The organism is Halomonas sp. I5-271120, from assembly GCF_030553075.1.
GTDB lineage: Bacteria > Pseudomonadota > Gammaproteobacteria > Pseudomonadales > Halomonadaceae > Onishia > Onishia taeanensis_A.
The window spans coordinates 744,827-769,250 of record NZ_CP130701.1 but is presented as its reverse complement, the minus strand read 5'-3'; the positions used below and the strand labels follow the sequence as shown (position 1 = coordinate 769,250).

At 62.5% G+C, this 24,424-nt stretch carries 20 protein-coding genes; 10 read left to right on the top strand and 10 right to left on the bottom strand.

The window, feature by feature from the left end; genetic code table 11:
- Nucleotides 1-14: 14 nt before the first annotated feature.
- Entirely contained in the window at nt 15-1,745 is a 1,731-nt protein-coding gene (locus Q2K57_RS03380; RefSeq protein WP_112054102.1) for an SWIM zinc finger domain-containing protein, read from the top strand.
- Nucleotides 1,746-1,787: 42 nt separating this feature from the next.
- Here the strand turns inward: Q2K57_RS03380 and Q2K57_RS03375 are convergent, their stop codons facing one another.
- The 3 genes from Q2K57_RS03375 to Q2K57_RS03365 form a co-directional block, all read right to left on the bottom strand.
- Complete coding sequence (locus tag Q2K57_RS03375) at nt 1,788-2,651, bottom strand: SDR family oxidoreductase (RefSeq protein WP_112054103.1); 864 nt, start codon at nt 2,649-2,651, stop codon at nt 1,788-1,790.
- A 152-nt stretch (nt 2,652-2,803) separates the two neighbouring features.
- Complete coding sequence (locus tag Q2K57_RS03370) at nt 2,804-6,157, bottom strand: AAA family ATPase (protein WP_112054104.1); 3,354 nt, start codon at nt 6,155-6,157, stop codon at nt 2,804-2,806.
- Nucleotides 6,154-7,467 carry an exonuclease SbcCD subunit D C-terminal domain-containing protein gene (locus Q2K57_RS03365; protein ID WP_112054346.1) on the bottom strand — a complete coding sequence of 438 codons (1,314 nt, stop codon included), beginning with the start codon at nt 7,465-7,467 and terminating at the stop codon, nt 6,154-6,156. Before Q2K57_RS03365 ends, Q2K57_RS03370 begins: the two co-directional genes overlap by 4 nt.
- 409 nt (nt 7,468-7,876) lie before the next feature.
- On the opposite strand from Q2K57_RS03365, the gene Q2K57_RS03360 reads away from it, so the two are divergent.
- The 5 genes from Q2K57_RS03360 (at nt 7,877) to Q2K57_RS03340 (ending at nt 11,073) form a co-directional block, all read left to right on the top strand.
- Nucleotides 7,877-8,293, top strand: a complete 417-nt coding sequence (locus Q2K57_RS03360; RefSeq protein WP_220086243.1) for a DUF1499 domain-containing protein — start codon at nt 7,877-7,879, stop codon at nt 8,291-8,293.
- 31 nt (nt 8,294-8,324) lie between these two features.
- Entirely contained in the window at nt 8,325-9,029 is a 705-nt protein-coding gene (nfi, locus tag Q2K57_RS03355) for a deoxyribonuclease V (protein ID WP_112054350.1), read from the top strand.
- 121 nt (nt 9,030-9,150) lie between these two features.
- Nucleotides 9,151-9,771: a DUF1415 domain-containing protein gene (locus Q2K57_RS03350; protein WP_112054105.1), complete on the top strand. Its 621-nt coding sequence runs from the start codon at nt 9,151-9,153 to the stop codon at nt 9,769-9,771.
- 127 nt (nt 9,772-9,898) lie between these two features.
- Complete coding sequence (tpx, locus tag Q2K57_RS03345; RefSeq protein WP_112054106.1) at nt 9,899-10,399, top strand: thiol peroxidase; 501 nt, start codon at nt 9,899-9,901, stop codon at nt 10,397-10,399.
- A 242-nt stretch (nt 10,400-10,641) separates the two neighbouring features.
- On the top strand, nt 10,642-11,073 hold the full coding sequence (locus tag Q2K57_RS03340) for an OsmC family protein (protein WP_112054107.1): 432 nt from the start codon (nt 10,642-10,644) through the stop codon (nt 11,071-11,073).
- 222 nt (nt 11,074-11,295) lie between these two features.
- On the opposite strand, the gene Q2K57_RS03335 is transcribed toward Q2K57_RS03340, so the two are convergent.
- Nucleotides 11,296-11,955 (bottom strand): gamma-glutamyl-gamma-aminobutyrate hydrolase family protein, encoded by a 660-nt coding sequence (locus tag Q2K57_RS03335; protein WP_112054108.1) that lies wholly within the window; start codon nt 11,953-11,955, stop codon nt 11,296-11,298.
- A complete protein-coding gene (locus Q2K57_RS03330; RefSeq protein WP_112054109.1) occupies nt 11,952-12,959 on the bottom strand; it encodes an amidoligase family protein in 1,008 nt (335 codons plus the stop codon). Before Q2K57_RS03330 ends, Q2K57_RS03335 begins: the two co-directional genes overlap by 4 nt.
- Nucleotides 12,960-13,173: 214 nt before the next feature.
- Here Q2K57_RS03330 and Q2K57_RS03325 point away from each other — a divergent pair, with 214 nt between their 5' ends.
- Nucleotides 13,174-15,528: a mechanosensitive ion channel family protein gene (locus Q2K57_RS03325; protein ID WP_112054110.1), complete on the top strand. Its 2,355-nt coding sequence runs from the start codon at nt 13,174-13,176 to the stop codon at nt 15,526-15,528.
- 83 nt (nt 15,529-15,611) lie between these two features.
- Here the strand turns inward: Q2K57_RS03325 and Q2K57_RS03320 are convergent, their stop codons facing one another.
- The 5 genes from Q2K57_RS03320 to Q2K57_RS03300 form a co-directional block, all read right to left on the bottom strand.
- On the bottom strand, nt 15,612-16,040 hold the full coding sequence (locus Q2K57_RS03320) for a hypothetical protein (RefSeq protein WP_181463035.1): 429 nt from the start codon (nt 16,038-16,040) through the stop codon (nt 15,612-15,614).
- 2 nt (nt 16,041-16,042) lie between these two features.
- Complete coding sequence (locus Q2K57_RS03315) at nt 16,043-17,035, bottom strand: DnaJ domain-containing protein (protein ID WP_181463036.1); 993 nt, start codon at nt 17,033-17,035, stop codon at nt 16,043-16,045.
- 246 nt (nt 17,036-17,281) lie between these two features.
- Nucleotides 17,282-17,716: a cytidine deaminase gene (gene cdd, locus Q2K57_RS03310; protein WP_112054112.1), complete on the bottom strand. Its 435-nt coding sequence runs from the start codon at nt 17,714-17,716 to the stop codon at nt 17,282-17,284.
- 230 nt (nt 17,717-17,946) lie between these two features.
- Nucleotides 17,947-19,215: a NupC/NupG family nucleoside CNT transporter gene (locus Q2K57_RS03305; protein ID WP_304526129.1), complete on the bottom strand. Its 1,269-nt coding sequence runs from the start codon at nt 19,213-19,215 to the stop codon at nt 17,947-17,949.
- A gap of 60 nt (nt 19,216-19,275) precedes the next feature.
- The gene (locus tag Q2K57_RS03300; RefSeq protein ID WP_304526648.1) at nt 19,276-20,040 is read right to left on the bottom strand and encodes an outer membrane protein OmpK; all 765 of its coding nucleotides are present in this window, start codon (nt 20,038-20,040) and stop codon (nt 19,276-19,278) included.
- A 734-nt stretch (nt 20,041-20,774) separates the two neighbouring features.
- Between Q2K57_RS03300 and cyoA the strand changes: the two genes are divergently transcribed.
- The 3 genes from cyoA to cyoC are packed head-to-tail and all read left to right on the top strand — an operon-like array spanning nt 20,775 to nt 24,424.
- Nucleotides 20,775-21,770 (top strand): ubiquinol oxidase subunit II, encoded by a 996-nt coding sequence (cyoA, locus tag Q2K57_RS03295; RefSeq protein WP_304526128.1) that lies wholly within the window; start codon nt 20,775-20,777, stop codon nt 21,768-21,770.
- A 3-nt stretch (nt 21,771-21,773) separates the two neighbouring features.
- A complete protein-coding gene (cyoB, locus tag Q2K57_RS03290; RefSeq protein WP_304526127.1) occupies nt 21,774-23,792 on the top strand; it encodes a cytochrome o ubiquinol oxidase subunit I in 2,019 nt (672 codons plus the stop codon).
- Nucleotides 23,793-23,794: 2 nt separating this feature from the next.
- On the top strand, nt 23,795-24,424 hold the full coding sequence (cyoC, locus tag Q2K57_RS03285) for a cytochrome o ubiquinol oxidase subunit III (protein ID WP_304526126.1): 630 nt from the start codon (nt 23,795-23,797) through the stop codon (nt 24,422-24,424).

Here is a 24,424-nt window from a genome sequence, read left to right as displayed (position 1 = left end):
AGAGGAGACGCCTGATGCCACAGCAGGATGAACGGGAACTTCTGTCCGACCGGCAGCTGCGCAAGCTGGCCGGCGAGGCGGCCTTCGGTCGCGGCGTGGAGTATTTCCGTGAGGGCATGGTGGTGGGCTGGAACCAGAGCGGCACCACCATCAACGCCGACGTGGAGGGCACCGAGCGCTACCGCGTGATCCTGAAACTGAGCAAGCGCAGCCTGGAAGGCGGCTGCGACTGCCCGGCCTCCGAGGGCATCGATTTCTGCAAGCACTGCGTGGCGGTAGCCCTGGCGTACCGGACGAATCAGGCCGAGGAGGCTCGCCTGACGGAAGGCGATGCTACGGACCGGATACAGGCCTACCTGCAGCAGATGGACAAGCCGTCGTTGATCGAGGCGCTGCAGTCGCTGATCGCACAGGACCCGATGCTGCGCCAACAGTGGTCGTTGCGGGCCGATGCGGTGCTCGGAGTGCTGGATCACAAGGCGCTGAAGAAGCGCATCACGGCGGCCTTCCCCCTCAACCGTGACCTGTACCGTTACGGCCAGGTCAGCGCCTACTTCGCCAGGGCCGAGGTCATCGTCGAGCAGCTTGCCGAGCAGGCCCCGCAGCTGCCGGCGGACAAGTGTCTGGCGCTGGTGGACCATGCGCTGTCGCGCATGGCTAGGGCGCTGGAGACCATCGATGACTCTGGCGGCTTTCGCTTTCACTGCGAGCAGACCCTGCAAGACACGCATGTCAGGACCGTCAGGCGCCTCGATTGGTCCCCCGCTAAGCTGGCGACCTATCTCTATGACAAGGCGTTCGGCGGCAGCGAGGATAGCTATCCGTCGATACCCGATGCCTATGCCGAGGCGCTGGGTGACGCGGGCATGGCGGCCTATCATGCCTGCCTGCAGCGCGCCTGGGATGACCTGCCGGCCCTGCCGACAAAGGCTGGCTGGATGACGAAGTATCGCTATATTCGTCTGCGTGATCCCCTGCTCAAGCGCGCCGAGGCCGCCGGCGACCTGCCCGCCATGCTGGCGCTCTACCAGAAGACGGCCAGCGATGAGCGGGATTGCCTGGACGCTGCCCAGCGGTGTATCGCCCATGAGGCCTGGGATGAGCTGGAGACGTGGCTGGCGCGAGCGAAGCAGGCGGCATCCCGCGAGTTTCCGCATCAGCAGGTGGAACGCCAGCGGCTCGAGGTGCGCTTGTACCTGCAGCGTGGTGAGGAAGAGGCCGCCGCAGCGCTGCAATGGGAGATCTACCAGAGCACCCGGAAGCTGGGGGATTATCGCCAGCTGGTGAACCTGGCTACCGAGCATAACCTGGCCGTCGATTATCGTCGGCGTGCCCACGACTGGCTGGTGGACGGGCTGGACAAGACGCCTCAGTTACCCTTTGGCTGGGGCCCGCGGATGGTCGACAGCCTGCTGGAGATCTATCTGTTCGAGGGGCGCTGGGACGAGGCCCAGGCCTTGTGCGCCGAGCGGGCGGTGTCGCCCACGCTGCTGCATCAGCTGGCCCAGGCGCTGAAGGCGCCCGACGAGAGCCTGCCGCTCTACCTGCGCCTGGTGCGTCATGAGGTGCAACAGACCAACAACCAGGGCTACCGGGATGGCATCGCCCTGTTGCGGGAGCTGCAGGGCCGGCTCGAAACTGCGCCTCAGCGCGATGCGTTCGAGGCGGCGCTGGCGCAGCTGCGTAGCGAATTCAAGCCCAAGCGCAACTTCATCAAGTGGCTGAACGAGGCCTTCTCCGGGTAAGCGGCGATGCACGACCCGAGCGGGGTGCCGACGCGTATCGGCTCACTCCCGCTCGTCCTTAGTGGAACGCAGTAGCACCCGGTCCATGCCGCGGGTGCTCAGTATCCGCTTGAGCGCTGCGAACAGATGAGTGGGCACCGTTACCGCATATCGGGGTCGCGGACGTGGGCTTTCTAGCGCGTGGATCAGCTTTTTCACCACGGCCTCGGGGCCGAGGGTGAAGGCGCCGCCACTGTCGCTGCCGGCTAGCCGTGCCTCGACCTTCTGGTAAGTGTTGGCATGGGCGCTGTGGGCGGTATCGATATGTGCCTGGAAGGCGCGATGCGCATTCTCGCGAAACCGGCTGGTGATGGGGCCGGGCTCGATCAGGCTGACATGAATGCCGCTGCCCTTGAGCTCCATGCGCAGGGTGTCGGTGAGGCCTTCGAGGGCGAACTTGGAACACACGTAGGCGCCACGATAGGGCAGCGCGGCAATGCCGAGTACCGAGCTGTTCTGCACGATGCGGCCGTGCCCCTGGGCGCGCATCATCGGCAGCACCAGGGTGGTGAGTTCATGGGTGCCCAGCAGGTTGGTTTCCAGTTGGGCCCGCAGAACGTCACGGGACAGATCCTCCACCGCGCCGGGCTGGCCGTAGGCGCCGTTATTGAATAAGGCCGTCAGTTGCCCGCCGGTGCGCTCTTTTATCGCCTCCACCGCGGCCTCGATCGAGGCGCTGCTGGCAAGGTCCAGCGGCAGGGTTTCCAGGCCTTCCTCCTTGAGCCGCTCGACATCCGCTTCGGCCCGCGCCGTGGCGAACACCCGCCAGCTGCGGGCCGTCAGGGCATGCGCCGCGGCGTGGCCGATGCCGCTCGAGCACCCGGTGATCAGTATGCTCTTTGTCGTCGTGTCTGGGGCCTGTGACATCCGTTGCTCCTGATAGCTTTTTTGTTTGTGGCGGCTGGCTTGCGGTGCCTGTCAACGTTGTTGGTCGGCTCGCCATGCGCACGCTTGTGTTCCGCGCTCTCGTGGCAATATGGGAGCGTAACCCGTATGTGATAGCTCACTCTTGGGTTTGCTCAGTCTCCCACCAGCGTCAGTCTGCTGGCGCCGTTGCCCAGCGGATTGACCTGGATCTGTACCGGGATGCGTTCGTGCATTTCCTGAATATGCGAGATCACGCCGACTCGACGCCCCTGCGCCTGTAGGCCATCCAGCGCTTCCATGGCCAGCGCCAGGGACTGAGGGTCGAGGCTACCGAAACCTTCGTCGATGAACAGCGATTCGATGGCGAGTTCGCCGGAGGCCATCGAGGCGAGTCCGAGGGCCAGGGCCAGCGACACCAGGAAGGTCTCGCCGCCGGAGAGTGAATGCACCGAGCGCTGTTCGTCGGCCATGTCGTGATCCTCGACCAGCAGCCCGAGCGGGCTGCCACCCCGGCGCAGCCGATAGCGGGGCGCGAGGTTGTGGAGGTGGGCATTGGCGTGGTCGAGCAGCAGTTCGAGATTGTAGGCCTGGGCAATGCGCCGGAAGGCCTTGCCGTCGGCGGAGCCGATCAGGGCGCTGATGCGGCCCCAGCGTTGCTGCTCGGCCCGGGCGGCATCGAGTTCGGCCTGAGCGGCCTGCTGGCGGGCGCGGCGGCGGTCGTCGTCGCGCAGGGCATGAACGGCGTCATCCCGGTGCTGCTGCGCGGACTCTCGCTTGGGCGCTAGCTCGGTGAGCTCATCCGCAAGCTTTGCCTTACGCTGCTGAATTTCCGTCTCCGTGTCGTCACTCAGCAGGGCATTATTCAAAAGCCCATCGCTTAGACGGTCATCGCTCACAGAGTCATTGTCTTCGGCGCCTGTTTCGTCGACCAGCGCTTGCCCGCGGCGGTGCGCAAGCAGCGCCTGGCGGCGCTCGTTCAGGCTGGCATCGCTGCGCTGAAGGGCTTGCTCTGCCTCGCGGATGTCCCGCTCCTGGCGGTGGGCTTCGTCCTCGGGCTGCGCCAGCAGGCGGGCGAGGGTGTCATCATCCAGTGCCGGATTTGCCTGGCGCCATTCTTGAAGCTCTCGCTCCAGGGGGGCGCGTTCCTCTTCAAGGCGTTTTAGCTGGGCGGCTTCGTGGCGCTCTTGCTGAGTGAGCTCTCCCTGGCGGCGCTCTGCCTCATGCAGGGCTGCCAGGGCGCTATTCAGTGCCTGCTGGGCGTTGGCTTGGCGGTTATCGAGCTGCTGCTGCCAGGCATCGGCGCTGTCATGTTCGCCGAGCCGTTGGTTGAGTTCGCGGGCAACCTCGTCGCGCTCTTGTTTGAGGGGCGGCAGTCGCTCGGAGAGTGCCTGAAGCTCTGTTTCGACGCTTTTCCGCTGGGTGTCCAACTGCGTCAGGGTTAGCTCGTCCTGTCGTAAGGCTTCCTGCAGCGGTGCCAGTTCGGTTTCGGCGCGCGTCAGTGCCTCGAGTGCCTGCTCATGGTGTTGGCGGTCGCTGTCGTTTTGCTGGCGCTGCTGGCTTAGCCAGGCCTCGCGCTCGGCGGCATCAATGGCGTCGAGTTCGGCGCTTAGCGGCTGTTCGGCTAGGGCCTTTTGTGCACTGGTCAGGCGCTGCTCGGCGGCCTGAAGGTCGCGGCGCTGCTGCTCGAGCGAGCTTTCCAGGGCACGATACTGGCCCAGCAATTCATCGCGGGCCTGCTGGGCTTGTTCCCAGTCGCTCTGTGCCTCACTGAGCTGGCGGTCCTCGTCGGCCTGCTGGGCGGCAAGCTGCGCGGCTTCGGGGGTTTCCGGCGGCTGGTGACGCCAGGGATGATCCTGGCCGCCGCATACCGGGCAGGGTTCATCCTCCTGAAGCTGCTCGCGCAGCTTGATCACGCTCTCGCTGCGCACGGCGCGGCTGCGTTCGATAAAGGCCTGCACGCTTGTGTAATGCTGGTGTCGTTCATCGAGCCGTTGCCGAGCGGCCTTGCCCTTTTCCATGAGCTGGGCCTTGCGCGCCTCGTCACTCTCCAAGCGCTTTACCAGCGATTGCTGGGTATCAACGGCCTGCAGGTGTTCCTGCCAGCGGCTGTGCAAGGTGCTCAATGAAAGCTGGCGCTTTGAGGCCCGATCGTGGGCCTGCTGGGCCGCCTGGCGGGCGTCGCTTAACTGGCTGTGCTCACCCATCAGCTCTCGAAGCTTTGCCTGCCATTCGTCGCGGCGGCGCCGGTGTTCCTGCTGCTGGGCCTCGGCCTTTCGCTGGGCCTCATCGATCTGGTTGGCCTGACGCTGGTACTGCTCGTGGCTCGTCTCAATATCCGCCAGCCGCTGAGCCAGGCTGTCGCGCCGCTGTGCCTGTTCCCGGGCCTGGCGCAGTGCCGGCTCGGCGTCCTTTCGTGCCTGGCTGGCCGCCGTCAGTGCTTGCTGGGCCTTGGCGTGTTCCTGAGCAGCGCTTTGTTGCGCCGCCTGGGCGTCTTCCCGTGCTTTCCGGGTGTTGGCAAGGGCCTTTTCGAGCCTGTTGATCTCGCTGGGCAGCTCGGCCTGGCGGGCGAGGCGATGGCGCTTCGGGGCGATCAGGCGTCGCCACTCCTGGTCGGCACGAGCGGGGTCGAGCGCCTGCCAGCGGCTTTCGGCCTCTTGCTGCTGCTGGCGACCTTCCTGGTAGGCCGCGTTCAGCCGTTCATCGGCACTATGCCATTGCTGGCGGGCCTCCAGGCGTTTGGCTTCTTGCAGTCTGGCATCCAGTTCGCGCTCGGCGGCATCAACACTGCGTTCCAGCTCGGCGCGGGCCTCGGGCTCGGCGGGCAGGTCGTCGGCGAGGTGGGTATTGAGTTCGGCAACGGCCTGATTAGCGGCCTTGGCGCGCTGGAAGGCGGCGATGGAAAGCTGTGAGTACTCGGCGGTATCGGTGAGCTTTTCGAGTAGCTCGCTTCTGGCATTGTCGTCGGCCTTGAGGAAGGCGGCGAACTCGCTTTGGGCGAGCATGACGGCGCGAGTGAACTGGTCGAAATTGAGCCCCAGGCGTTCCGGCAGCAGGTCCTTGAATTCATTTTTCTGAGCGGTCAGCAGGCGGTCGTCGTCGAGGTCAGTGAGCGATTGCTCCGCGCCCTGAAGGCGGCCATTGGGCTTGCCGCGAGCACGGCGGACCGCCCAGCGGGCGCGGTAGCGTCGACCATCGCGGCCCAGAAAGTCGACCTCGGCATGGCCCTGGCTGGTGCCGCGCCGCAGCAGGGTGCGAGGGTCGAAGCTGGTCACATCGGTGTCGCCGCTGTCCGGCACCCGGGCCTGATCCTGGCGGGCGCCGCGCAGCCGCGGGGTGTTGCCATAAAGGGCCAGACACAGGGCGTCGAGCAGGGTGCTCTTGCCCGCGCCGGTGGAGCCGGTGATGGCGAACAGGCCGGCGTCTCTGAGGGGCGCGGCGGTGAAGTCGAGTTCCTGACTGCCAGCCAGCGAGGTGAGATTTTCGAGGCGGATGGCGAGAATCTTCATACGTCAGCCTCCGCGTCCATCACGTCCTGCATCAGTAGCGCGAAGTCGCGTTTTACCTGGTCATCGGCGGGTTCGCCGTACTCCTCTTCCCAGGCGCGGGCGAACAGCGCCTGGGGCCCCAGGCTATCCAGCGTGACGCGGCGCGAGCCAGGCGCCTCGCCGCCTGCCTTGGGGTAGCGGGTGTGGATGCGCAGCAGCCGCAGCGCTCGGCCTTCGAGGGCGGCATCGACCCGGCCGCGCAGGTCAGGCTGCGGACCATCGAGATCGATGCGCAGCTCGAGCCACGGCCAGCGCTCAGTGGCGAGATCGGGGTCGTCATCGAGGGCATCGAGCTCGGTGAGCACGCTGTCGAGATCGGCGGGGCCCAGGCGCTTGAGCTCAACGCTACGGGGAATCAGCAGCGTTTCGGTAGCGGCGAGGGTCTCGCCTTCGAGCACCACTTCGACCACCTGGTGGGGGTAGTCGACTTCGCTGAAGTCGAGCGGGATGGGGCTGCCGCTGTAGCGGATGCGCGCTTCGCCGACCTGCTGGGGCCGATGTAGATGGCCCAGTGCCACGTAGGCGATATCGTCGGGAAAGAGGCTCGCTGAAAGCGATTCTTCGCCACCGATCACGATCGGCCGCTCGCTGCCCTCGGACACGGCGGCGCCACGCAGGTGGGCATGGCTCATGGCGACCAATGCCTGATCCGGCTGGCGCTTGTCACGTGCAGCAGCGATCAGCTGTTCATGGACGGCGCTTATACCGGCCACGTAGTCATTACGAACACCGTCATTACGGCCACCGCTATTGAGAGCAGCATCATCGCGGCCATTGGAGCCCTTTCGCTCGCCGTCGTTCGCCGTCAGGCCCGTGCGACCGGTGACCTCGGCAGGGCGCAGGAAGGGCAGCGCCAGGCACCAAGCGCGGGTCTCGCCGGCGGCATCGGTGAGGGGCACTAGCAGACGCTCGGCGTCGAGCTGGCCGTCGTCTCGCCAGTGAACGCGGCCCAGGGCATGGGTGTTGAGGCGGCGCATCAGCGGGGCGGGCAGCTCGACTCGATTACCGCTGTCGTGGTTGCCGGCGATCAGCACGATGTCCAGCGACGGCAGACGCCGATGTGCCTCGACGATGAAGTCGTAAAGCAGCTCCTGAGCTTTCAGCGAGGGATTGACCACATCGAACAGGTCGCCGGCGACCAGCAGGGCGTCGGCCTGGCGGGCGTCCAGGGTATCGAGCAGCCAGGTGAGAAAAGCCCGGTGCTCAACGTGGCGCTCCTGGCCGTGAAAGGTCTGGCCGAGGTGCCAGTCCGAGGTGTGAATCAGCTTCAAGGCGGGCTCCGCGTCCATGAATAGCAGGTCACCATCATACTGCCAATGAGCAACCCGCTGCAGGGGCCATCGCAGATTGGTGTACGTGGATTAAGCGTTCATCGCCTGGGGCAATGGGCCTCTGTGGCGACTTGCAAAGGCCGGGAATGTGAACTTGACTAAAGGCTAGTTGCTAAGAATGCATATTTTGCTAGCGAAGCCTGTGCATGGCAGCTATCAAGCCACAGATCATGGTTCTTAGGGGCCGTGGCATGGTTTTCGGACGCTGACACTACAGGGCCATGCCGTTTCACCCACATGGCGTCTCATGCAAGAACGGGATTAATCCGCACTGGCCTAATCCGCTGGGCATTAGCCACAAGCGAATAACAACCGCATAACACGCGAACAGAACCGAAGGATGCAGCCTATGATGACCAATCCGCTAACCAGCAAGCGGCCCGCCAACTTGGGTATCCATGAGGGTCGTCTCGCCAACTGTGATGAGCGCCACAGCAGCGTTTCAAGCCAGGCTGAAGATGATGCCCACTACATCGCGCCATTGGAGCCGGGTGACCGTACGACGGCACAGTTGATGAAGCGCCTGCAGACGGCTCTTGCCGGCTGTGAACAGGCCGAGGTCATCACGGTTACCGACACTTATCTGCATGCCGAATGCCATTCACCGCTGGGGTTCATCGACGATTTGGAATTCTTCTGGTCGGATGAAGAGGGCGTCTGCCATGTGCGGAGTGCCTCGCGTCTTGGTGTGACCGACCTCGGCAAAAACCGTGCGCGGGTCGAGAAGCTGCGCATGCTGCTCGAGGGCTGGGGTTTCTGCGATTAATTCAGATGATGTTTCTACACGGCGCTGGCCTCTGACGGCGGACCTCCACGATTGGGCGCTGGAACCTCGTGAGGCCATCGCGCTGCAGAAGCGCCTGGCGTCTCAACTTGAAACAGCGGACCGGTTACCCCGAGAGGGCCATCGGCCAGAGGTAGAGCGTATTGCCGGTGTGGACATCGGTTTCGAGGACGGCGGTGCGATCACTCGCGCCGCCGTCGTCGTGTTGGCCTGGCCGGGGCTTGCGGTGCTCGAAGAGGTCGTGCATCGCGAGCCCACGCGCTTTCCCTATGTGCCGGGGCTGCTGGCCTTTCGTGAATTGCCGGCGGCGTTGGCTGCTTTCTCCCAGCTTTTAAGGCGTCCCGATCTGGTGATGGTAGACGGCCAGGGGATTGCTCACCCGCGGCGGCTCGGTATCGCCGCCCATCTGGGCCTATGGCTCGACCTGCCCACCCTGGGTATCGCCAAGAAGCGACTCTGTGGCCGCCATGGCGAGGTGCCCGACACGCGCGGTGACTGGACGCCGCTGCTCGATGACGATGAGGTCATCGGCGCGGTGCTGCGCTCGCGCTTGGGTGTCAAACCGGTGTACGTGTCGCCGGGGCATCGGCTGTCGCTGGCATCTGCCGTCGAGTGGACGGTGGCTTGCTTGGGGCGCACCAAGCTTCCCGAACCAACGCGGCTGGCGGATCGCCTGGCGTCGCGGCGTGGCCGCAGGGCGGGCAACGGTCAGGCTTGAGCTTGAACAGGCGCTTTGTATCGCGGCATTGCGACAGGCGTCATTCATGATGTGTCACGCTTGAAGAGGGGCTATCGGCTACAATGTGGGTTCTTCACATTTTCCTGCCGCCGAGCCGCCGATGTCCTCTGCTTCTTTATCGTCCACTACCGTTATCGGTGAGCATGCGCTTGCCAACCGTGCCCTTGCCGATCAGGCCATCGCTGCCTCCCGTGCTTGGGTCGAAGCCATGGTAGTAGGCCACAACCTATGCCCTTTCGCCGGCCGCGAGGTGAAGCGCGATACCATTCGCTACGTGGCGGTGTCGGCCCATGATTGGAACGAGACCCTGGGTGCGCTGCTGGCTGAGTGCCAGCGACTCGACGAGGACGCCACCCTTGCCACCACGCTGCTGGTATTGAGCGATGGGGTAAACGACTTCGACGACTATCTGGATCTGCTAGGCGTTGCCGAGGCGCTATTCGAGGAACAGGGCTACGAGGGCGTCTACCAGTTGGCGAGTTTTCACCCGGACTATTGCTTCGATGGCGTCGAGGAAGACGATCCCGCCAATTACACCAATCGCTCGCCCTGGCCGATGCTGCATCTGCTGCGCGAAGACGCCATCGCCGAAGCCTTGGCCCACTACCCCGACCCTGAAGCCATTCCTGAGCGCAATGCCGCTGCCATGACGGCGCTGGGGGGCGAGGCGCTGGCAAGCAAGCTGGCGACATTGATGAAGACGGGTGAGCCACGCACTTGAAAGACAGTACTTAAGAGACGGTGCCTGAGAGACGGCACTTGATTAGCGGCGCCATCATCGCCATTGATGATAGTAGATGACGTTTTACGGGCCTTCATCCCGAGGGCCTTACTCCACAGGAGGTGACATGACGCAGATCACCCGTGCCGGTACTCCCGTCGAGGTCGATGGTGACCTTCCCCAGAGCGGCCAGTCGGCCCCGGCTTTTACTCTGACTAATCAGGCCCTTGAGGACGTGACCCTTGCCAACTACGCCGGCAAGCGCAAGGTGCTGAACATCATTCCGAGCGTCGATACGCCGACCTGCGCCACCTCGACGCGCAAGTTCAATGAGTACGCCTCCCAGCTCGATAATACCGTGGTGCTGGTGGTCTCGGCGGACCTGCCGTTCGCTGCCAAGCGTTTCTGTGGCGCCGAGGGCCTGGACAACGTCGAAACGCTCTCGACGTTTCGTCACCCCGACTTCCATAAAGCCTATGGCGTGGCGCTGTCATCCGGGCCGATGACCGGGCTGACCGCGCGTGCGGTAGTGGTTGTCGATGAGCAGGACCAGGTGATCCATAGCCAACTGGTCGGCGAGCTGAAAGAGGAGCCTGACTATCAGGCGGCCATGGATGCCCTGGGGTAAAGGCACTCACCTTGGCGCCTGGTGGAGTGACGTATTACGCCCCCTGATCGAGCGCCTCGAGCAAGCACTCTAAGCGAATGCTTTGAGTAAGTACGCGGAGCGAGTACCTTGAGTAATGTCGCTTGAGTAGTCGCTTCAGTCAGTACCTTCAAATGGTAAATCAGTCCCTTCACGAGTCGCACGGTCAGTACTCAAGATCCGTGCCCACGATACGTACTCATGATAAGTACTAAGGAGACAGTATGAGCATCAAGAAGAAAGGTTCTGCAGAATGGCAAGGCAGCCTGAAAGATGGCAAGGGCACGGTTTCGACAGAAAGCGGTGCACTCTCCTCTAATCCCTACGGCTTCAAGCAGCGCTTCGAGGGGCAGGCCGGTACCAACCCTGAAGAGCTGATCGGCGCCGCCCATGCCAGCTGTTTCTCCATGGCGTTCTCGATGATGCTGGGCGAGGCCGGCCTCGAGCCTGAAAGCATCAAGACGGAGGCTACCGTTAGCCTCGATCAGGACGACAGCGGTTTCACCATCTCTGCCATACACTTGAGCTGCGTGGCGAAGATTCCCGGTGCCGATCAGGCCACCTTCGATGATGCCGCGAACAAGGCCAAGGAAGGGTGCCCGGTCTCGAAGCTGTTCAATGCCGAGATCACGCTGGATGCGCGCCTGGAAAGCTAACGCCTAGATCAGCGACCAGCCTGGCTCGCCCAAGCGCTAGCCTTGGCCGGTGAATCATGAGCGTCTGCTAGCGCTCAATCAAACGACGGCCATTCCGGTGACACCGGAATGGCCGTCGTCGTTTCTGCAGGGCTTCTTGTCAGACCTGGCGGAAAGCGTGTGCAGCAAGAATGGGTCGAAAGAACGCCCCGTCAGCAACCTTGGAAGTTGCCCGGCGAGCGTTCAGGCGGCAGCGTCGACCAGTGCTCGGATCAGTCGCTGCTGTGGGCGATTGAAAATCAACCATTCGGGATGCCACTGCACGCCCATCAGGAAATCGTGCTCCCGGGATTCGATACCCTGCACCAGACCGTCTCTATCCCTTGCGACGATTTCGATGCCGCGACCGGCATCCTGTACCGCCTGGTGGTGGAGGCTGTTGATGCGACACCAACTGACGCCGAGAATACGATGCAGCTTGCTGTCGGCGACGATGTCGACGGTCTTGCGCGGCAGCACGGTACGCCGGCGTTTGAGCCCCTCGTAGGTGGTGTAGATGTCGCTGTCCAGTGTGCCGCCCATATAGACGTTGATCAGCTGGGCGCCGCGGCAGATGCCGAGCACCGGGCAGCGGCTGGGGATGAAGCGCTCCAGCAGGTCGAGCTCCAGGGCGTCACGTTCGGGGTCGACGCGGACGTCGAACCGTACTTCGCCGCCGTACAGGTGCGCTTCAATATCATCGCCGCCGCCGATGATCAGGCCGTCGAGTGTTTCCGGCACCGGGCGAGACGGCGATAGCCTCAGCGGGCGACCGCCGTGGCGCCAGACCGCCAGCCAGTCGAAGAACCAGGCGAGGCGGCTCTTGCGGTCCGAGGTGGTGATACCGATCAGTGGTCGGGTCATTCGTCCTTCATCCAGTGCCTGAGCTTATCGAGCCAGCGTGACATGGGCGAGCGGGCATGATGGGTGAGAAAGTCATTAGCGCGCTCGGCGAGCCGCTCGGGGTCGGCGGCGAGGCGCTCCACCGTCAGCCAGCGGTTCCACTCCACCACCGAGCCCCAGTCCCTGGCCGAGAGGTGGGCGTTGGGCAGGCGGTAGTGGAAGGTCGGCCGCGGCTTGACCAGCTCGTTCTTGAGCAGGGCATTGGGGTGGTCCGGTCGCAGCCAGGCGAACAGCGGCAAAAAATCGAGCTCGCGGTTGCGGGTCGGGTTGTCGTGCAGGTAGTCAGCAATCAGGGTGTCGAGATCCGGCGCATAGTTGGGGTCGAGCACCTTGAGGGCATAGGCCTTGGGGAAGGGGTTGGCGTGGGGCAGCACTTCGCGGGTGATGTCGATGTCGATCTGGTCGCGCAGCCAGGGCGCCAGTAGCAGGTAGGCACGCAGGTGAGCGAGCAGGCTGTCGATATCGGTGCCCGGCACCTCGGGGTTGAGGTGCAGCCCGAAGCCGTAGAGCAGGCTATCGTCGGTGCCCTTGGCGCCATGGCGGCGCAATGCGCCGAAAAGCGCATCGAGCTCGCCGAGTTCATTCCAGGGCACCGGTGGACAGACGATCTCGGTGGGCACCAGGCCGGCCACTACGTCCCCCAGCAGCTCACGAGAGCGCGTGTGAAGCTCGATATGCCACTGATGCCGCTGGCGGGCCCATTCGTCGTCACTGCTCGGTTGGGCGGCGGTTACCTTGTCGTCCGGATGCACCATCTTGGCATCGAGCTCGATGGTGAACTCTCCCCAACGGGTGCCTTCCACTCGCCAGCGATGTGGGCTGAGTGCGATGACCTGACCGCCAAACTGCTCGGCCACCAGACTCGCTGCCGCAGCTGGCGAGACGCAGGCAAATTCTATCTCGACGCCGACACGGCGGAGGTTGCCTTCCCCGGTAGTGGTAACAGGGGGCGATTGCGGATCCATGCCACACTCCCGTAAGCCTGAATTGGCACCGCAAGACTATCATACCTCGGCCGGCGACCCACCAGGGGCGCAGGTGCTTGTCGGTAGGCAGTGACAGGGTGCCTCGGCGCGGGCATTCCTTTACCCTGAGGTCCGGGCGTCACGGGTCTTATTGATGACAGACCTGCTTTCTTTTCTCGCTTTCTTTTCACTTTCAGTCACGTAGGGAGTCTTCATGAGCGAGCCTGCTCCATGCTCTTCGCTTGTCAGCCATCGGTTGATCTGGGGGCTGCTGACCCTGTTGACCATGCTGCTGTTGCCATCGATGGCGCAGGCACAGGCGCCGGGCCTGGGGCTCACGGGACTTGCTGGTGACTCATCCAGCAGCCAGCCGAATCCCAAGGCGGTGGTGGAGTCCTTGGATACTGTGATCGCGACGCTCGACAACGCGGAGCGGCGGGGCGCGCTGTTGGAAGAGCTGAAGGCGCTGCGCGACAGCACCGCTCAGGTCGACGGTGGCAGTCCTGATGCCGGGCCTCAGGGGTTGCTGGGCGCTCTAGCGGATACCTTCAACGAACTGGGGGAGCAGGCCGATGATGGACAGTCGCCGCTTGACCTGTGGCAGCAGCGACTGATTCAGGCCTGGCAGGATGTTGGAGAGCTTGCCAGTAACGCCGGCAATGCGGCGTTGCTGCGCCTGGCCGTTGAAGCCACAGTGATGCTGTCGGTGTGGGTCGGGCTGCTGCTACTACTGATGGCGCTTGCCCGTCTGGTGGTGCGCCGCGTCGGCGTGCCGCTGGAACTGCCGCGCGAACCTAAGGCATGGCTGCTTGGCGTGCATTTCCTGCGCCGCCTGCTGCCCTGGGCGGTGGCCTTTGCCATCATGCTGGCACTGTCACAGTTCGTGGAACCCAATGCCGCGGTCAGCCTGGCGCTGGTCACCGCCTATGTGTCGCTGTGCGGACGGCTGCTGGCGTCGGCCTGCGAGGTGGTGTTCTCGGCCTTTACCCGCGGGCATCGTTATATCGCCGTGCGCTTCCTGCGGACTCGGGCCTTGCGGCGACTGTTCCTGATCGGTGCATTGATGGCGCTGGGTGACGCACTGGACTCCCCGCAGCTGATCGCCCAGTTGGGCAGCGATCTGGCGGGTTTCCTGTCGATCGTCACTAACCTGCTGGCGGCGATGATGAGCGGTATCTTCATTCTGCGCTTCAAGCAGCCGATCAAGCACCTGATCCGCAACCGCCCGTATTCGCAGCGTAAGGCGCAAAGCACGATCAATTACGTGGTGCGGGTACTCGGCGGTCTGTGGCATGTCCCCGCCCTGCTGCTGGTGGGGGTCTCGCTGGTGGCGCTGGTGGTCACCGTGGGCGATGCTGGCGGTGCCTTGCCCCGGGCCATCGGCACCGCGGCGCTGCTGATCCTGACGTTGGTGATCAATGGCCTGCTGCGCCGTTACGGCGCGACACTCGAAGGGCGCAGGCGGGTTTCCCAGTATCGACGCCGCCTTGAGCGCTTCGGGTATGCCCTGGCGCACATGCTGTGCTGGGCGACCTTTGCCGAGCTATCGATGCGCGTATGGGGCGGTTCGCTGCTGGGTGTCGGCCAGGAGGCGGCCGGCGCGCGTATTGGCCAGGCGTTGATCAGCATCGGTTTTACCTTGCTGATCGCCTGGCTGGCCTGGATCTTTGCCGATACCGCTATCCAGCGGGCGTTGGCGAGCTCGGCCCGCTCCCGAGGGCGGCGCGTCAACAGTGCCCGGGCTCAGACCATCACTCCGCTGATCCGCAACGTGGTCTTCGCGACCATCGTGGTGATCGCTTCGATCGTTGCCCTGGCCAACCTGGGGGTCAACGTCACGCCGCTGCTGGCCGGTGCCGGTGTGATCGGCCTGGCGATCGGCTTCGGCGCCCAGACGCTGGTGCAGGACCTGATCACGGGTATCTTTATCCTGATTGAGGATTCGTTGGCCATCGATGACTTCGTCGATCTGGGCGGTCACCTGGGCACCGTCGAGGGGCTGACCCTGCGCACCGTGCGGCTGCGCGATCTCGATGGCATTGTCCACACCATCACCTTCAGCCAGATCAAATCGATCCACAACATGTCGCGCCAATTCGGTATCGCCTTGATGCGCTTGCGCATTCCCCATGAGATGAAGATCGATGATGGCATTACGCTGGTGCGGGAAGTCGCCGACGATCTGCGCCATGACCCCCTGATGCGCCATCACATCTGGTCGGCGCTTGAGATGCAGGGCATCGAGCGCTTCGAGGAGGGTGCTGCGGTGCTGCGCATGCGCATGCGCACGGCGCCGGTCATGCAATGGGACGTGGCGCGCGCCTTCAACCTGCGGTTCAAGCAGCGCCTGGAAGAGGATGGCCTGGATCTTGCGATGCCGCGTTTGAGCGTGCAGATGGAAGGTCGCGGTGGCGAGGCGCTGGATGAGCAGGCGCCGGAACCGGAAGCCGAAACGGAGACAGCGAGCGAAGACTCAGGGCGTGATGTGTTGGGTCGTTCGCCGGGCGAGGCTGGGCGTGCCGCACCGCCGGGGGCCAGGCGTGATCAGGGGACACCCGGAGTAGGCTAAAACGGCTCAATGAGGGGAGTGCGAAAATAGCGGGGGCAGTTCAGAGGCTACTGGCGAGGTGAACGGTTGGCGGTAGTGTGCGTTCAGACCAGCCAGTAATGGTAGAGCGCCGCGCCTGCTGCCGCGCCGAGCACCGTGGCCCCGATCAGCAGCATCGCCAACAGCCAGGGGGCGCGCCACTTCCGCCAACCGTCGTGCAAGCCGACGGCGCGCTCGACCCGTGCTATCAGCAGGTCGTGACGGGCGCCGGTGTTATCCGGCGGCAGCGAGAAGTCGTTGGCGGTATTGTCCTGCCAGAAGGGGCCGTGGGTCAGACCGAGTCTTGCGCGCAGCAGGCCGATATCGCGCAGGGTGCCGTGCAGGGCATCGTATTCTTCACGGCGCTCGGGTTCGCCCAGCACTATTCTGGCATCGGCCTTGAGGGCGTTGTGATGGCAGGCCTCGATAGCCCGCTGGATGTCCTTATCGTTGGCATCATTGGGCAGTCCCAGTCGCTGATAGAGATCCCGCATGCTCAGCTAGCTCGCATTAGATATTCATAGGCGTTCTTGATCCGCTGGAAACGCTGAGAGGCCGTTGCCATGCGTGCCTCGCCCTCGGCGAAGAAACGGTCGGGATGGTGGGTCTGGGCCATGCGGCGATAGGCCTTGCGAATCTCGCCGCGGCTAGCCCCGGGAGGCAAGCCAAGCACCGCCAGGGCGCGATGGGCGCGCGCATCGTTGGGTGGCGCCTGCTGCCAGCGTTGGTTCTGGCCCGCGTTGCTACGCTCCTGGCGAGCTTTTTCCTGGCGTTGCCGTTCTTGCCGAGCCCGTTCCTCTCGAGCCTGGTCCTGCCTCGCTCTTTCCTGCTGCGCTCTTTCCCGATGAGCCCTTTCTTGGCGAGCATTCTCCTGGCGCTGTCTTTCGCGCTCGCGGGCTTCCTGTTCGCGTCGCTCACGCTGCCGGCGAAGCTCCTGTTCCTGTCGTTCTCGTGCTTCCTGCTCGCGGCGTCTCTCATCTTGCTCGTGTTGTCGTGCCTCTTCCTGCTGGCGCTGGTGTTCCTTGGCCAGCCAGTAATCGCGGCGACTGGGGTCCTCGGGCACGGCGTAGGGTCGCCCTGCCTGTTCGGCATAGAGAGTGGCGAACAAGGAAGGGATGACGCCCAGCAGGTCGGCAAGAAAGCGCAGCACATGATGTTGGGAAATGCTGGGCTCGCCGTCGACGACGGACACGGCGATCGCCTGGCGCAGAAAGGGATAGGCCTGTTCGCCGCCACGGTCCTTTTGCATCACCTCGGCGGCAAGCTGGATGGCATCGAAGTCCTGACGGTCGGCCAGGGCGAAGATCGGTTCCAGGTCATGGCCGTGGCGGCATTCGCTGGCCAATTCCGTGAGGTGACGGCGCTGTGCTTCATTGAGAGGCCCCCGACAGGCCATCACCCAAGCAAGCAGCAGCAGCCCGGCGGTATCGGCCTGGCTTCGACTGGTCAGCAATAGGGTCTCGAAGGGGTTGAAGCGACCGCTGGGCATTCTGGCTCCGAAGTGTCTCACGGGACAATTATTGTCATGATGCGGCATCTGCAGCCGTGAGGCGTCGACAGCCGGTTACTACTTATGCCGGTCAAGAAATACGTATGCCGATCAAGAGTGACAGATCCTATCGACAAATACGTATCCAAAGAGTATCGGCGTCAGGCGTCAGGGCTTTAATCCGTCCCACGGCCCCGTCGGCATGCTACGTCGAGGGGGTGGCGCTTTCCAGTCTAGGGTCTGGGGTCAGGTACTCATCGGCGAGGACTTGCCGATGTTTTCCGGGCCGAAAGAATCAGGCAGCAGGGTCTCCATATCGTAGCTCTTGAGTACCTGGCCCTCGGCGTTAAGCACATGAATGCGCGTGGCCGGGGAGGCAAATTCGCGAATGCGCTGGCGACAGTCGCCGCAGGGCGTGCACAAGTGCTCGCCCGGGCCGATCACGTAAAGCGTGGCGATCTGTTGGGTGCCTGAAGAGACCATGGCGGCGATCGCCGAAGCCTCGGCGCAAAGCCCCTTGTAGTTGGCAATCTCGACGTTGCAACCGAGAAACCATTCTCCTTCGGGCGTTTGCAACGCCGCACCCACCGGGTGCTGTGAATAGGGCACATAGGCGCGGTTGCGGGTGGCGATCAACTGCGCACGCAGCGAGGCATCGAGGGTAGCGGAAGCGTCGGGCATGGGAGCGGCTCTCTTGGCAGTACTTATTTGGTAGTACTTAATTTCATAGTACTTATTTGGCTGTACTTGTTTGGGCAGTACTCGTTGGGCCGTACTCTTCAGGTTAGGGCGCGTCGGCAGGGCGAGCTTTTTCCAGCATATCGCCAAAAAAGCATGGCTGCTGGCGGGCGCTCAACCAGTACCGCCCCGGCCAGGGGCTCGGGGCGGCAGGAGGGGTGAAAGGCGCTGCGTCAGCCGGCGGCCAGTGCGATGAAGAAGCCCGCGATGGTGGCCGACATCAGGTTGGACAAGGTGCCCGCCAATACGGCCTTGACGCCGAAGCGGGCAATCTCGTGGCGACGCCCCGGTGCCAGGCTGCCCAGGCCGCCGAGCAGGATGGCGATCGAGGACAGGTTGGCGAAGCCGCACAGGGCAAAGGAAAGGATGGCCACGGTGTGCGCCGACATGGCCGCACCGGTGGCGGCAACCATCTGCTCGCCTTCGATGTAGGGCGCCAGGTTGATGTAGGCGACGAACTCGTTGACCACCAGCTTCTGGCCGATGAAGGAGCCTGCCAGGTTGGCTTCCTCCCAGGGAGTGCCGAGCAGGAAGGCCAGTGGCGAGAAAAGCCAGCCTAGCAGCTGCTCAAGGCTCAGCGACTCCAGACCGAACCAGCCGCCGACGCCGCCGAGAATGCCGTTGATCAGTGCGATCAGGCCGATGAAGGCCAGCAGCATGGCGCCGACGTTGGCGGCCAGGCGCATACCGGAGCTGGCGCCGGAGGCGGCCGCATCAAGCACGTTGGCTGGCTGGTCGTCATCCTGGACGTGCTGGATGGAGTCGGCATCGTCATCCTTGGGCGTCTCGGTCTCTGGCATCAGCAGCTTGGCGAATAGCAGGCCACCCGGCGCCGCCATGAAAGAGGCCGCGACCAGATATTCCATGGGAATGCCCAGCGCCGCATAGCCCGCCAGCACCGAGCCCGCCACCGAGGCAAGGCCACCACACATCACCGCAAACAGCTGCGAGGAGGTCATGTTGTTGATGAAGGGGCGCACCACTAGCGGTGCTTCGGTCTGGCCAACGAAGATGTTGGCGGTGGCCGATAGCGACTCGGTGCGCGAGGTGCCGAGCACCTTCTGCAGCGCGCCGCCAAGCAGGCGGATCACCCACTGCATGATGCCCAGGTAGTAGAGCACCGCGATCAGCGACGAGAAAAAGATGATGACCGGCAGGACCTTGATGGCAAAGATGAAGCCCACGCCGGAGGGGTCGGCCAGCCCGCCGAACAGGAAGTCGATGCCGTCGTTGGCATAGCTCACCACCTGACTGACGGCATCCGAGATGGTCTTGAGGACTGACTGGCCGAAAGGCACGTACAGCACGAAGGCGCCGATGCCGGCCTGGATAGCGAAGGCGCCACCCACGGTGCGCAGGCGAATAGCGCGCCGGTTGGAGGAAAACACGAGGGCGATCAGGATGAGCGTCGCCATCCCCACCAAGCTCATGATTATGGTCATGGGAAGTCCTTCATGGGAGCGAATGCTGCCCGGGCGGCGAGGCGACCCGGGCCCTGGGCATTACAGGAAGTTGTACTTGAGCGTGTAGATGACGGCGTTCTGATAGTCCTCGGGGGTGCCCAGCTTATTGTCCGAGTAACGGTACTGAACGCCGGTGGTCACGCTTGAAATCGGGTGCCACCATAATGAAACCGCTCCATTGGTGCCAACGCTTTCCGCCTTGTCGCCGACATAATTCTGCGCGAGGTAGTCATCGTCGCGCGCGAAGGTCTGTTCATGCCAGTTGGTGACGCTGAACTGCTGGCCGAGTGCCTCGAAGCCATAGCCCAGAACCCAGCCGGCCATGTAACCGTTCATGCCGGTGTAGCCATCACTCTGCACGCGCGCCGCACCCAGGAAGGGCTTGAACCACAGGCCGTTGTCGAAGGTCTGGATATAGCCCACACCCAGGACCTGGTCCTGTTCGCGACCGTTGTAGCCATAGTCGCGGAAATCATAGAGGTGAGCGTAGATCGTGAAGGGCGAGTCACCCAGGTAGATATGGGAGGTGAGCTTGCCGGCGGTACGGAAGTTGTCCTTGCCGCCGCTCTTTTCGTCGAATTGATCGTTGCCCGGATTCTCTAGGTCGAAGAAGCCGTAGAACTCACCCCAGGCGAAGCCGGCGCCGCCCTCGAGTTCGAGAAAGGTGAAGTCGCTCTTGGCGGCGTTGGTCGAGGTGCGCTCCTCTGTGCCGGCGGACCAGTCGAGGTAGTTCACCGAGACGTTGGCGAAGGACCAGATCGGGTCCATGTCTGCGGCCTGGAGCGGTGCACTGCAAAATGCCATAAGGGCGCTGGTGCCGAGCAGAGTGGACGCTCGACGCAGGGAGGGGGAGGACATGATAGCAATTGCCTTGGTTTGTCTATTGTTTTGGAAGTGCGTGTTTGGAAGTGCGTGTTTCGGGAACGCGTGTTGCAGGAGCGTTAGAGCCCCGGGGAAGCAGGAACCTGCTAGTGGAAATAATACCAAATGGTATGACGCATCTAACAATTTTTTGCACCAACGCTCGGTTGCGCTTTCTCATGCTCCCATGATCAGCTGCTAGCTCAGTGATACAGCGGGACGAGCCGATATTGCTGATGAATAAGCCGGGGCAGCAGGGCATGTTGTCGCACTCGTGGGATTAAAATCGGCGTGCATTTCGCCGATCCTTTCTTCTCACCCCTCCCTACGTCGCCTCGTGTTAGGCTTTCCTGGCGCCTCGCATCGCCTCACCTGTGCGCTATCTGCGACACCCCTGCGACAAATCGTCACTGTTGCGTGGGGGGTATTTCTCCGACGATACGCGGTCAGTGTAGCCAGACCTTTGTGGAAGCTGAGCATTTGCTCATAAGGTCTCGTTGCGATGCGTGACAGCTCTTTGCTGCAGCGGATATGGCTTGACGTCATGGATCAGGACTCAAGCCGTGGCGGTTGTGGCATTTGTTGTGCGCATACATTAGCCGGCTAATTTTCAACCAGTACTAATTTTCAACCAGTACTAAGGTTAGCCTGATTTCGTGCCCTGACGAGGTCGTAGGATGAGAAGAAAGAAGTACTTACGTGTGCTGAGTCCGCTGGTGCTCGTGTCGCTTGCCCTGTTACTGACGGGGTGCGACTCGGCGCTGATGGATCCTAAGGGGCAGGTCGGGGAAGAGCAGCGAACCCTGATACTGACTGCGTTCGGTCTGATGCAGATCGTTGTCATTCCGGTAATCGTGATGACTATCGCCTTCGCTTGGCGCTACCGTCGCAGCAATCGGAATGCCACTTACAGCCCCGACTGGCACCATTCCAATAAGGTCGAAGCGGTGGTGTGGTTTGTGCCCTGCGTAATCATTGCCTTCCTGGCGGTGCTGACGTGGTACACCTCACACAGCCTGGATCCTCACAAGCCCATTCAGGCCGAAGGTGACAACGCCAAAGATCCGATTGTCATCGAGGCGGTCTCTCTGGACTGGAAGTGGCTGTTCATTTATCCGGAACAGGGCATTGCCACGGTCAACGAGCTGGCCTTCCCAGAGGATACTCCGGTGCGCTTCCGCGTCACCTCTGGCTCGGTGATGAACTCTTTCTTCATTCCTCGCCTGGGCAGCCAGATCTACGCCATGGCCGGCATGGATAATGACGTTCATCTTGTTGCGGATGAGCAGGGCGTCTATCCCGGTCGCTCCACAAACTACAGTGGTGCTGGCTTCTCGGATATGACGTTCGATGCTCACGTCGGCTCCCAGCAAGACTTCGAGGCTTGGGTGTCCAAGGTACGTGAGTCGTCTGAGTCACTGACCTTCCCTGATGAGTATTACGACCTCGCTGCGCCCACCGAGGTCAACGAGATCCAGTACTTTTCTGAGGTATCCCCGGCTCTCTACGAGAGCATCATCAAGAGCTTCCATGCCGGCGGTGACCACGAAGAGCGTGTGGCAAAATATGCCGACAGCTATGCCGATGGCTTTGGCCATGGTCACAGCGACGAAAGTCATGGCGAATCGGACGAGTCTCATGGCGAGCCCATGAGCGCGGAGGCAGCGGAGTAAATTATGTTCGGAAAACTCAGTCTAGAGGCGGTCCCGTACGACCAGCCGATCATCATGGTGACCGTTGCGGCCATCGTGTTGGGCGGGCTCGGGATGACGGGCGCCATCACGTACTTCAAGAAGTGGGGCTACTTGTGGAAGGAATGGATCACCTCCATTGACCACAAGAAGCTTGGCATCATGTACTTCATCGTTGCCTTGGTGATGCTGATTCGCGGCTTCGCGGACGCCCTTATGATGCGCTCCCAGCTGGCCATGGCGTCGGCCGGGGCGGAGGGCTTCTTGCCGCCTTCGCACTACGACCAGATCTTCACCGCCCACGGCGTGATCATGATCTTCTTCGTTGCCATGCCCATGGTCATCGGCCTGATGAACTTGGTGGTGCCGTTGCAGATCGGTGCGCGTGACGTGGCCTTCCCGTTCCTCAACAACCTGAGCTTCTGGTTGTTCGCGGCGGGTGTGATCCTGGTCAACGTGTCACTTTTCGTCGGTGAGTTCGCCAAGACCGGCTGGTTAGCCTACGCGCCACTATCGGGACTCGACTACAGTCCCGGGGTCGGCGTGGACTACTGGATATGGGCGTTACAGATATCGGGGATAGGTACGACCATGACGGGGATCAACTTCTTCGTCACGATCATCAAGATGCGTACCAAGGGCATGACGATGTTCCGTCTGCCGATCTTTACTTGGACGTCGCTGTGCGCCAACGTGTTGATCATCGCCTCCTTCCCGATCCTGACCGCGACCATCGCGTTGCTGACCCTCGATCGTTACCTGGGCATGCACTTCTTCACCACCGACCTCGGTGGCAACATGATGATGTACGTCAACCTCATCTGGGCCTGGGGCCATCCTGAGGTGTACATCCTGATCCTGCCGGCATTCGGTGTCTTCTCAGAGGTCATCGCGACCTTCGCCAAGAAGCGCCTGTTCGGCTACAACACCATGGTCTGGGCCACGGTGGCGATCACCATCCTGTCGTTCGTGGTCTGGCTGCACCACTTCTTCACCATGGGCGCCGGCGCCAACGTCAATGCCTTCTTTGGCATCATGACGATGATCATCGCCATCCCCACCGGTGTTAAGATCTTCAACTGGCTGTTCACCATGTACCGCGGCCGTCTGGAGATCACGTCCCCGGTGCTGTGGACCCTGGGCTTCATCATTACCTTCACCATTGGCGGCATGACCGGCGTGATGCTGTCGGTGCCGGCGGCGAACTTCGTGCTGCACAACAGCCTGTTCGTCATCGCCCACTTCCACAACGTCATCATCGGCGGCGTGGTGTTCGGCATGATGGCGGGTCTGACCTACTGGTTCCCGAAGGCCTTCGGCTTCACCCTGAACGAAAAGTGGGGCAAGCGTTCCTTCTGGTGCTGGATCACCGGCTTCTATGTGGCCTTCATGCCCCTGTATGTGCTGAGCTTCTTCGGTGCCGTGCGCCGCATGCAGTCCTATAACAACCCCGAGTGGCAGCCGCTGATGATCGTTGCCTGGGTGGGTGCGCTGATCATTGCGGCCGGTATTGCCTGCACCTTGATCCAGTTCTACGTCAGCATCCGTGATCGCAAGCAGAACGAAGATGTGTCTGGCGATCCGTGGGACGCACGTACCCTCGAGTGGGCGACCTCTTCGCCGGCGCCGTTCTACAACTTCGCACACCTGCCTGAAGTGAGCAGTGTGGATGGGTTCTGGGAAGCCAAGAAGGCCAACGGTGGCGTGCCGCCGATTTCCGAGCCGCCCTACCAGGATATCCACATGCCGAAGAACACCTGGGAAGGTCCGGTTATCGCACTCTTCGCCACCATCTTTGGTTTTGCACTTGTGTGGCATATCTGGTGGCTGGCAATCGCCGGGGGCATCGGAATGTTTGCGACCTTCATGGCGCGGATCTTCAACGATGACGTCGACTACTACGTCCCTGCGGCGGAAGTGGAGCGCATCGAGCGCGAGCATCGTCAGCGCTTGAAGCAGAAGGGTGATCTCGCGCACTCAACTCGGCTGGAGATGCAGAGCTAATCATGGCAACCGATACTCTTAGCAACCAAGGTCATGCCCACGGGCATGACCAGGATCATCACGACGATCACCACGATACCGCAGGCACCAAGCTGTTCGGTTTCTGGGTCTACCTGATGAGCGACCTGGTGATCTTCGGGTCCCTGTTCGCCACCTTCGCTGTGCTCCTGAAGGGCACGGCAGGTGGGCCGACACCGGGCGAGATCTTTGAGCTGCCGTTCGTGCTGGTCGAGACCTTCCTGCTGCTGTTCTCGAGCTTTACCTACGGCATGGCCGTGCTGGCGATGAACGCCAATCAGACGGCCAAGGTCAGCCGTTGGCTGTGGATCACCTTCGTCCTGGGCGCTTCGTTCGTGGCGATGGAGGTCTACGAATTCCAGCACCTGATCCATGAAGGTTTCGGTCCGGATCGCAGTGCCTTCCTGTCGGCCTTCTTTACCTTGGTCGGCACCCACGGCCTGCACGTGACCTTCGGCTTGATCTGGATCCTGGTGATGCTGGTTCAGCTCAAGAAAAAGGGGCTGAACGACGTTACCCGTCCGCGGATCATGTGCCTGAGCTTGTTCTGGCACTTCCTGGACATTGTCTGGATCTGCGTATTCTCCTTCGTTTATCTGATGGGAGTCCTGTGA

Coding starts and splice junctions, on each gene's coding strand:
- cdd (WP_112054112.1), bottom strand. CDS start 17,716: ATGCCCGACGCTTCCGCTACCCTCGATGCCTCGCTGCGTGCGCAGTTG.
- Q2K57_RS03325 (WP_112054110.1), top strand. CDS start 13,174: ATGAGCGAGCCTGCTCCATGCTCTTCGCTTGTCAGCCATCGGTTGATC.
- Q2K57_RS03335 (WP_112054108.1), bottom strand. CDS start 11,955: ATGACCCGACCACTGATCGGTATCACCACCTCGGACCGCAAGAGCCGC.
- cyoA (WP_304526128.1), top strand. CDS start 20,775: ATGAGAAGAAAGAAGTACTTACGTGTGCTGAGTCCGCTGGTGCTCGTG.
- Q2K57_RS03350 (WP_112054105.1), top strand. CDS start 9,151: ATGTCCTCTGCTTCTTTATCGTCCACTACCGTTATCGGTGAGCATGCG.
- cyoC (WP_304526126.1), top strand. CDS start 23,795: ATGGCAACCGATACTCTTAGCAACCAAGGTCATGCCCACGGGCATGAC.
- Q2K57_RS03300 (WP_304526648.1), bottom strand. CDS start 20,040: ATGGCATTTTGCAGTGCACCGCTCCAGGCCGCAGACATGGACCCGATC.
- Q2K57_RS03340 (WP_112054107.1), top strand. CDS start 10,642: ATGAGCATCAAGAAGAAAGGTTCTGCAGAATGGCAAGGCAGCCTGAAA.
- Q2K57_RS03305 (WP_304526129.1), bottom strand. CDS start 19,215: ATGACCATAATCATGAGCTTGGTGGGGATGGCGACGCTCATCCTGATC.
- Q2K57_RS03360 (WP_220086243.1), top strand. CDS start 7,877: ATGATGACCAATCCGCTAACCAGCAAGCGGCCCGCCAACTTGGGTATC.
- Q2K57_RS03375 (WP_112054103.1), bottom strand. CDS start 2,651: ATGTCACAGGCCCCAGACACGACGACAAAGAGCATACTGATCACCGGG.
- Q2K57_RS03380 (WP_112054102.1), top strand. CDS start 15: ATGCCACAGCAGGATGAACGGGAACTTCTGTCCGACCGGCAGCTGCGC.
- Q2K57_RS03370 (WP_112054104.1), bottom strand. CDS start 6,157: ATGAAGATTCTCGCCATCCGCCTCGAAAATCTCACCTCGCTGGCTGGC.
- cyoB (WP_304526127.1), top strand. CDS start 21,774: ATGTTCGGAAAACTCAGTCTAGAGGCGGTCCCGTACGACCAGCCGATC.
- Q2K57_RS03330 (WP_112054109.1), bottom strand. CDS start 12,959: ATGGATCCGCAATCGCCCCCTGTTACCACTACCGGGGAAGGCAACCTC.
- Q2K57_RS03320 (WP_181463035.1), bottom strand. CDS start 16,040: ATGCGGGATCTCTATCAGCGACTGGGACTGCCCAATGATGCCAACGAT.
- Q2K57_RS03315 (WP_181463036.1), bottom strand. CDS start 17,035: ATGCCCAGCGGTCGCTTCAACCCCTTCGAGACCCTATTGCTGACCAGT.
- tpx (WP_112054106.1), top strand. CDS start 9,899: ATGACGCAGATCACCCGTGCCGGTACTCCCGTCGAGGTCGATGGTGAC.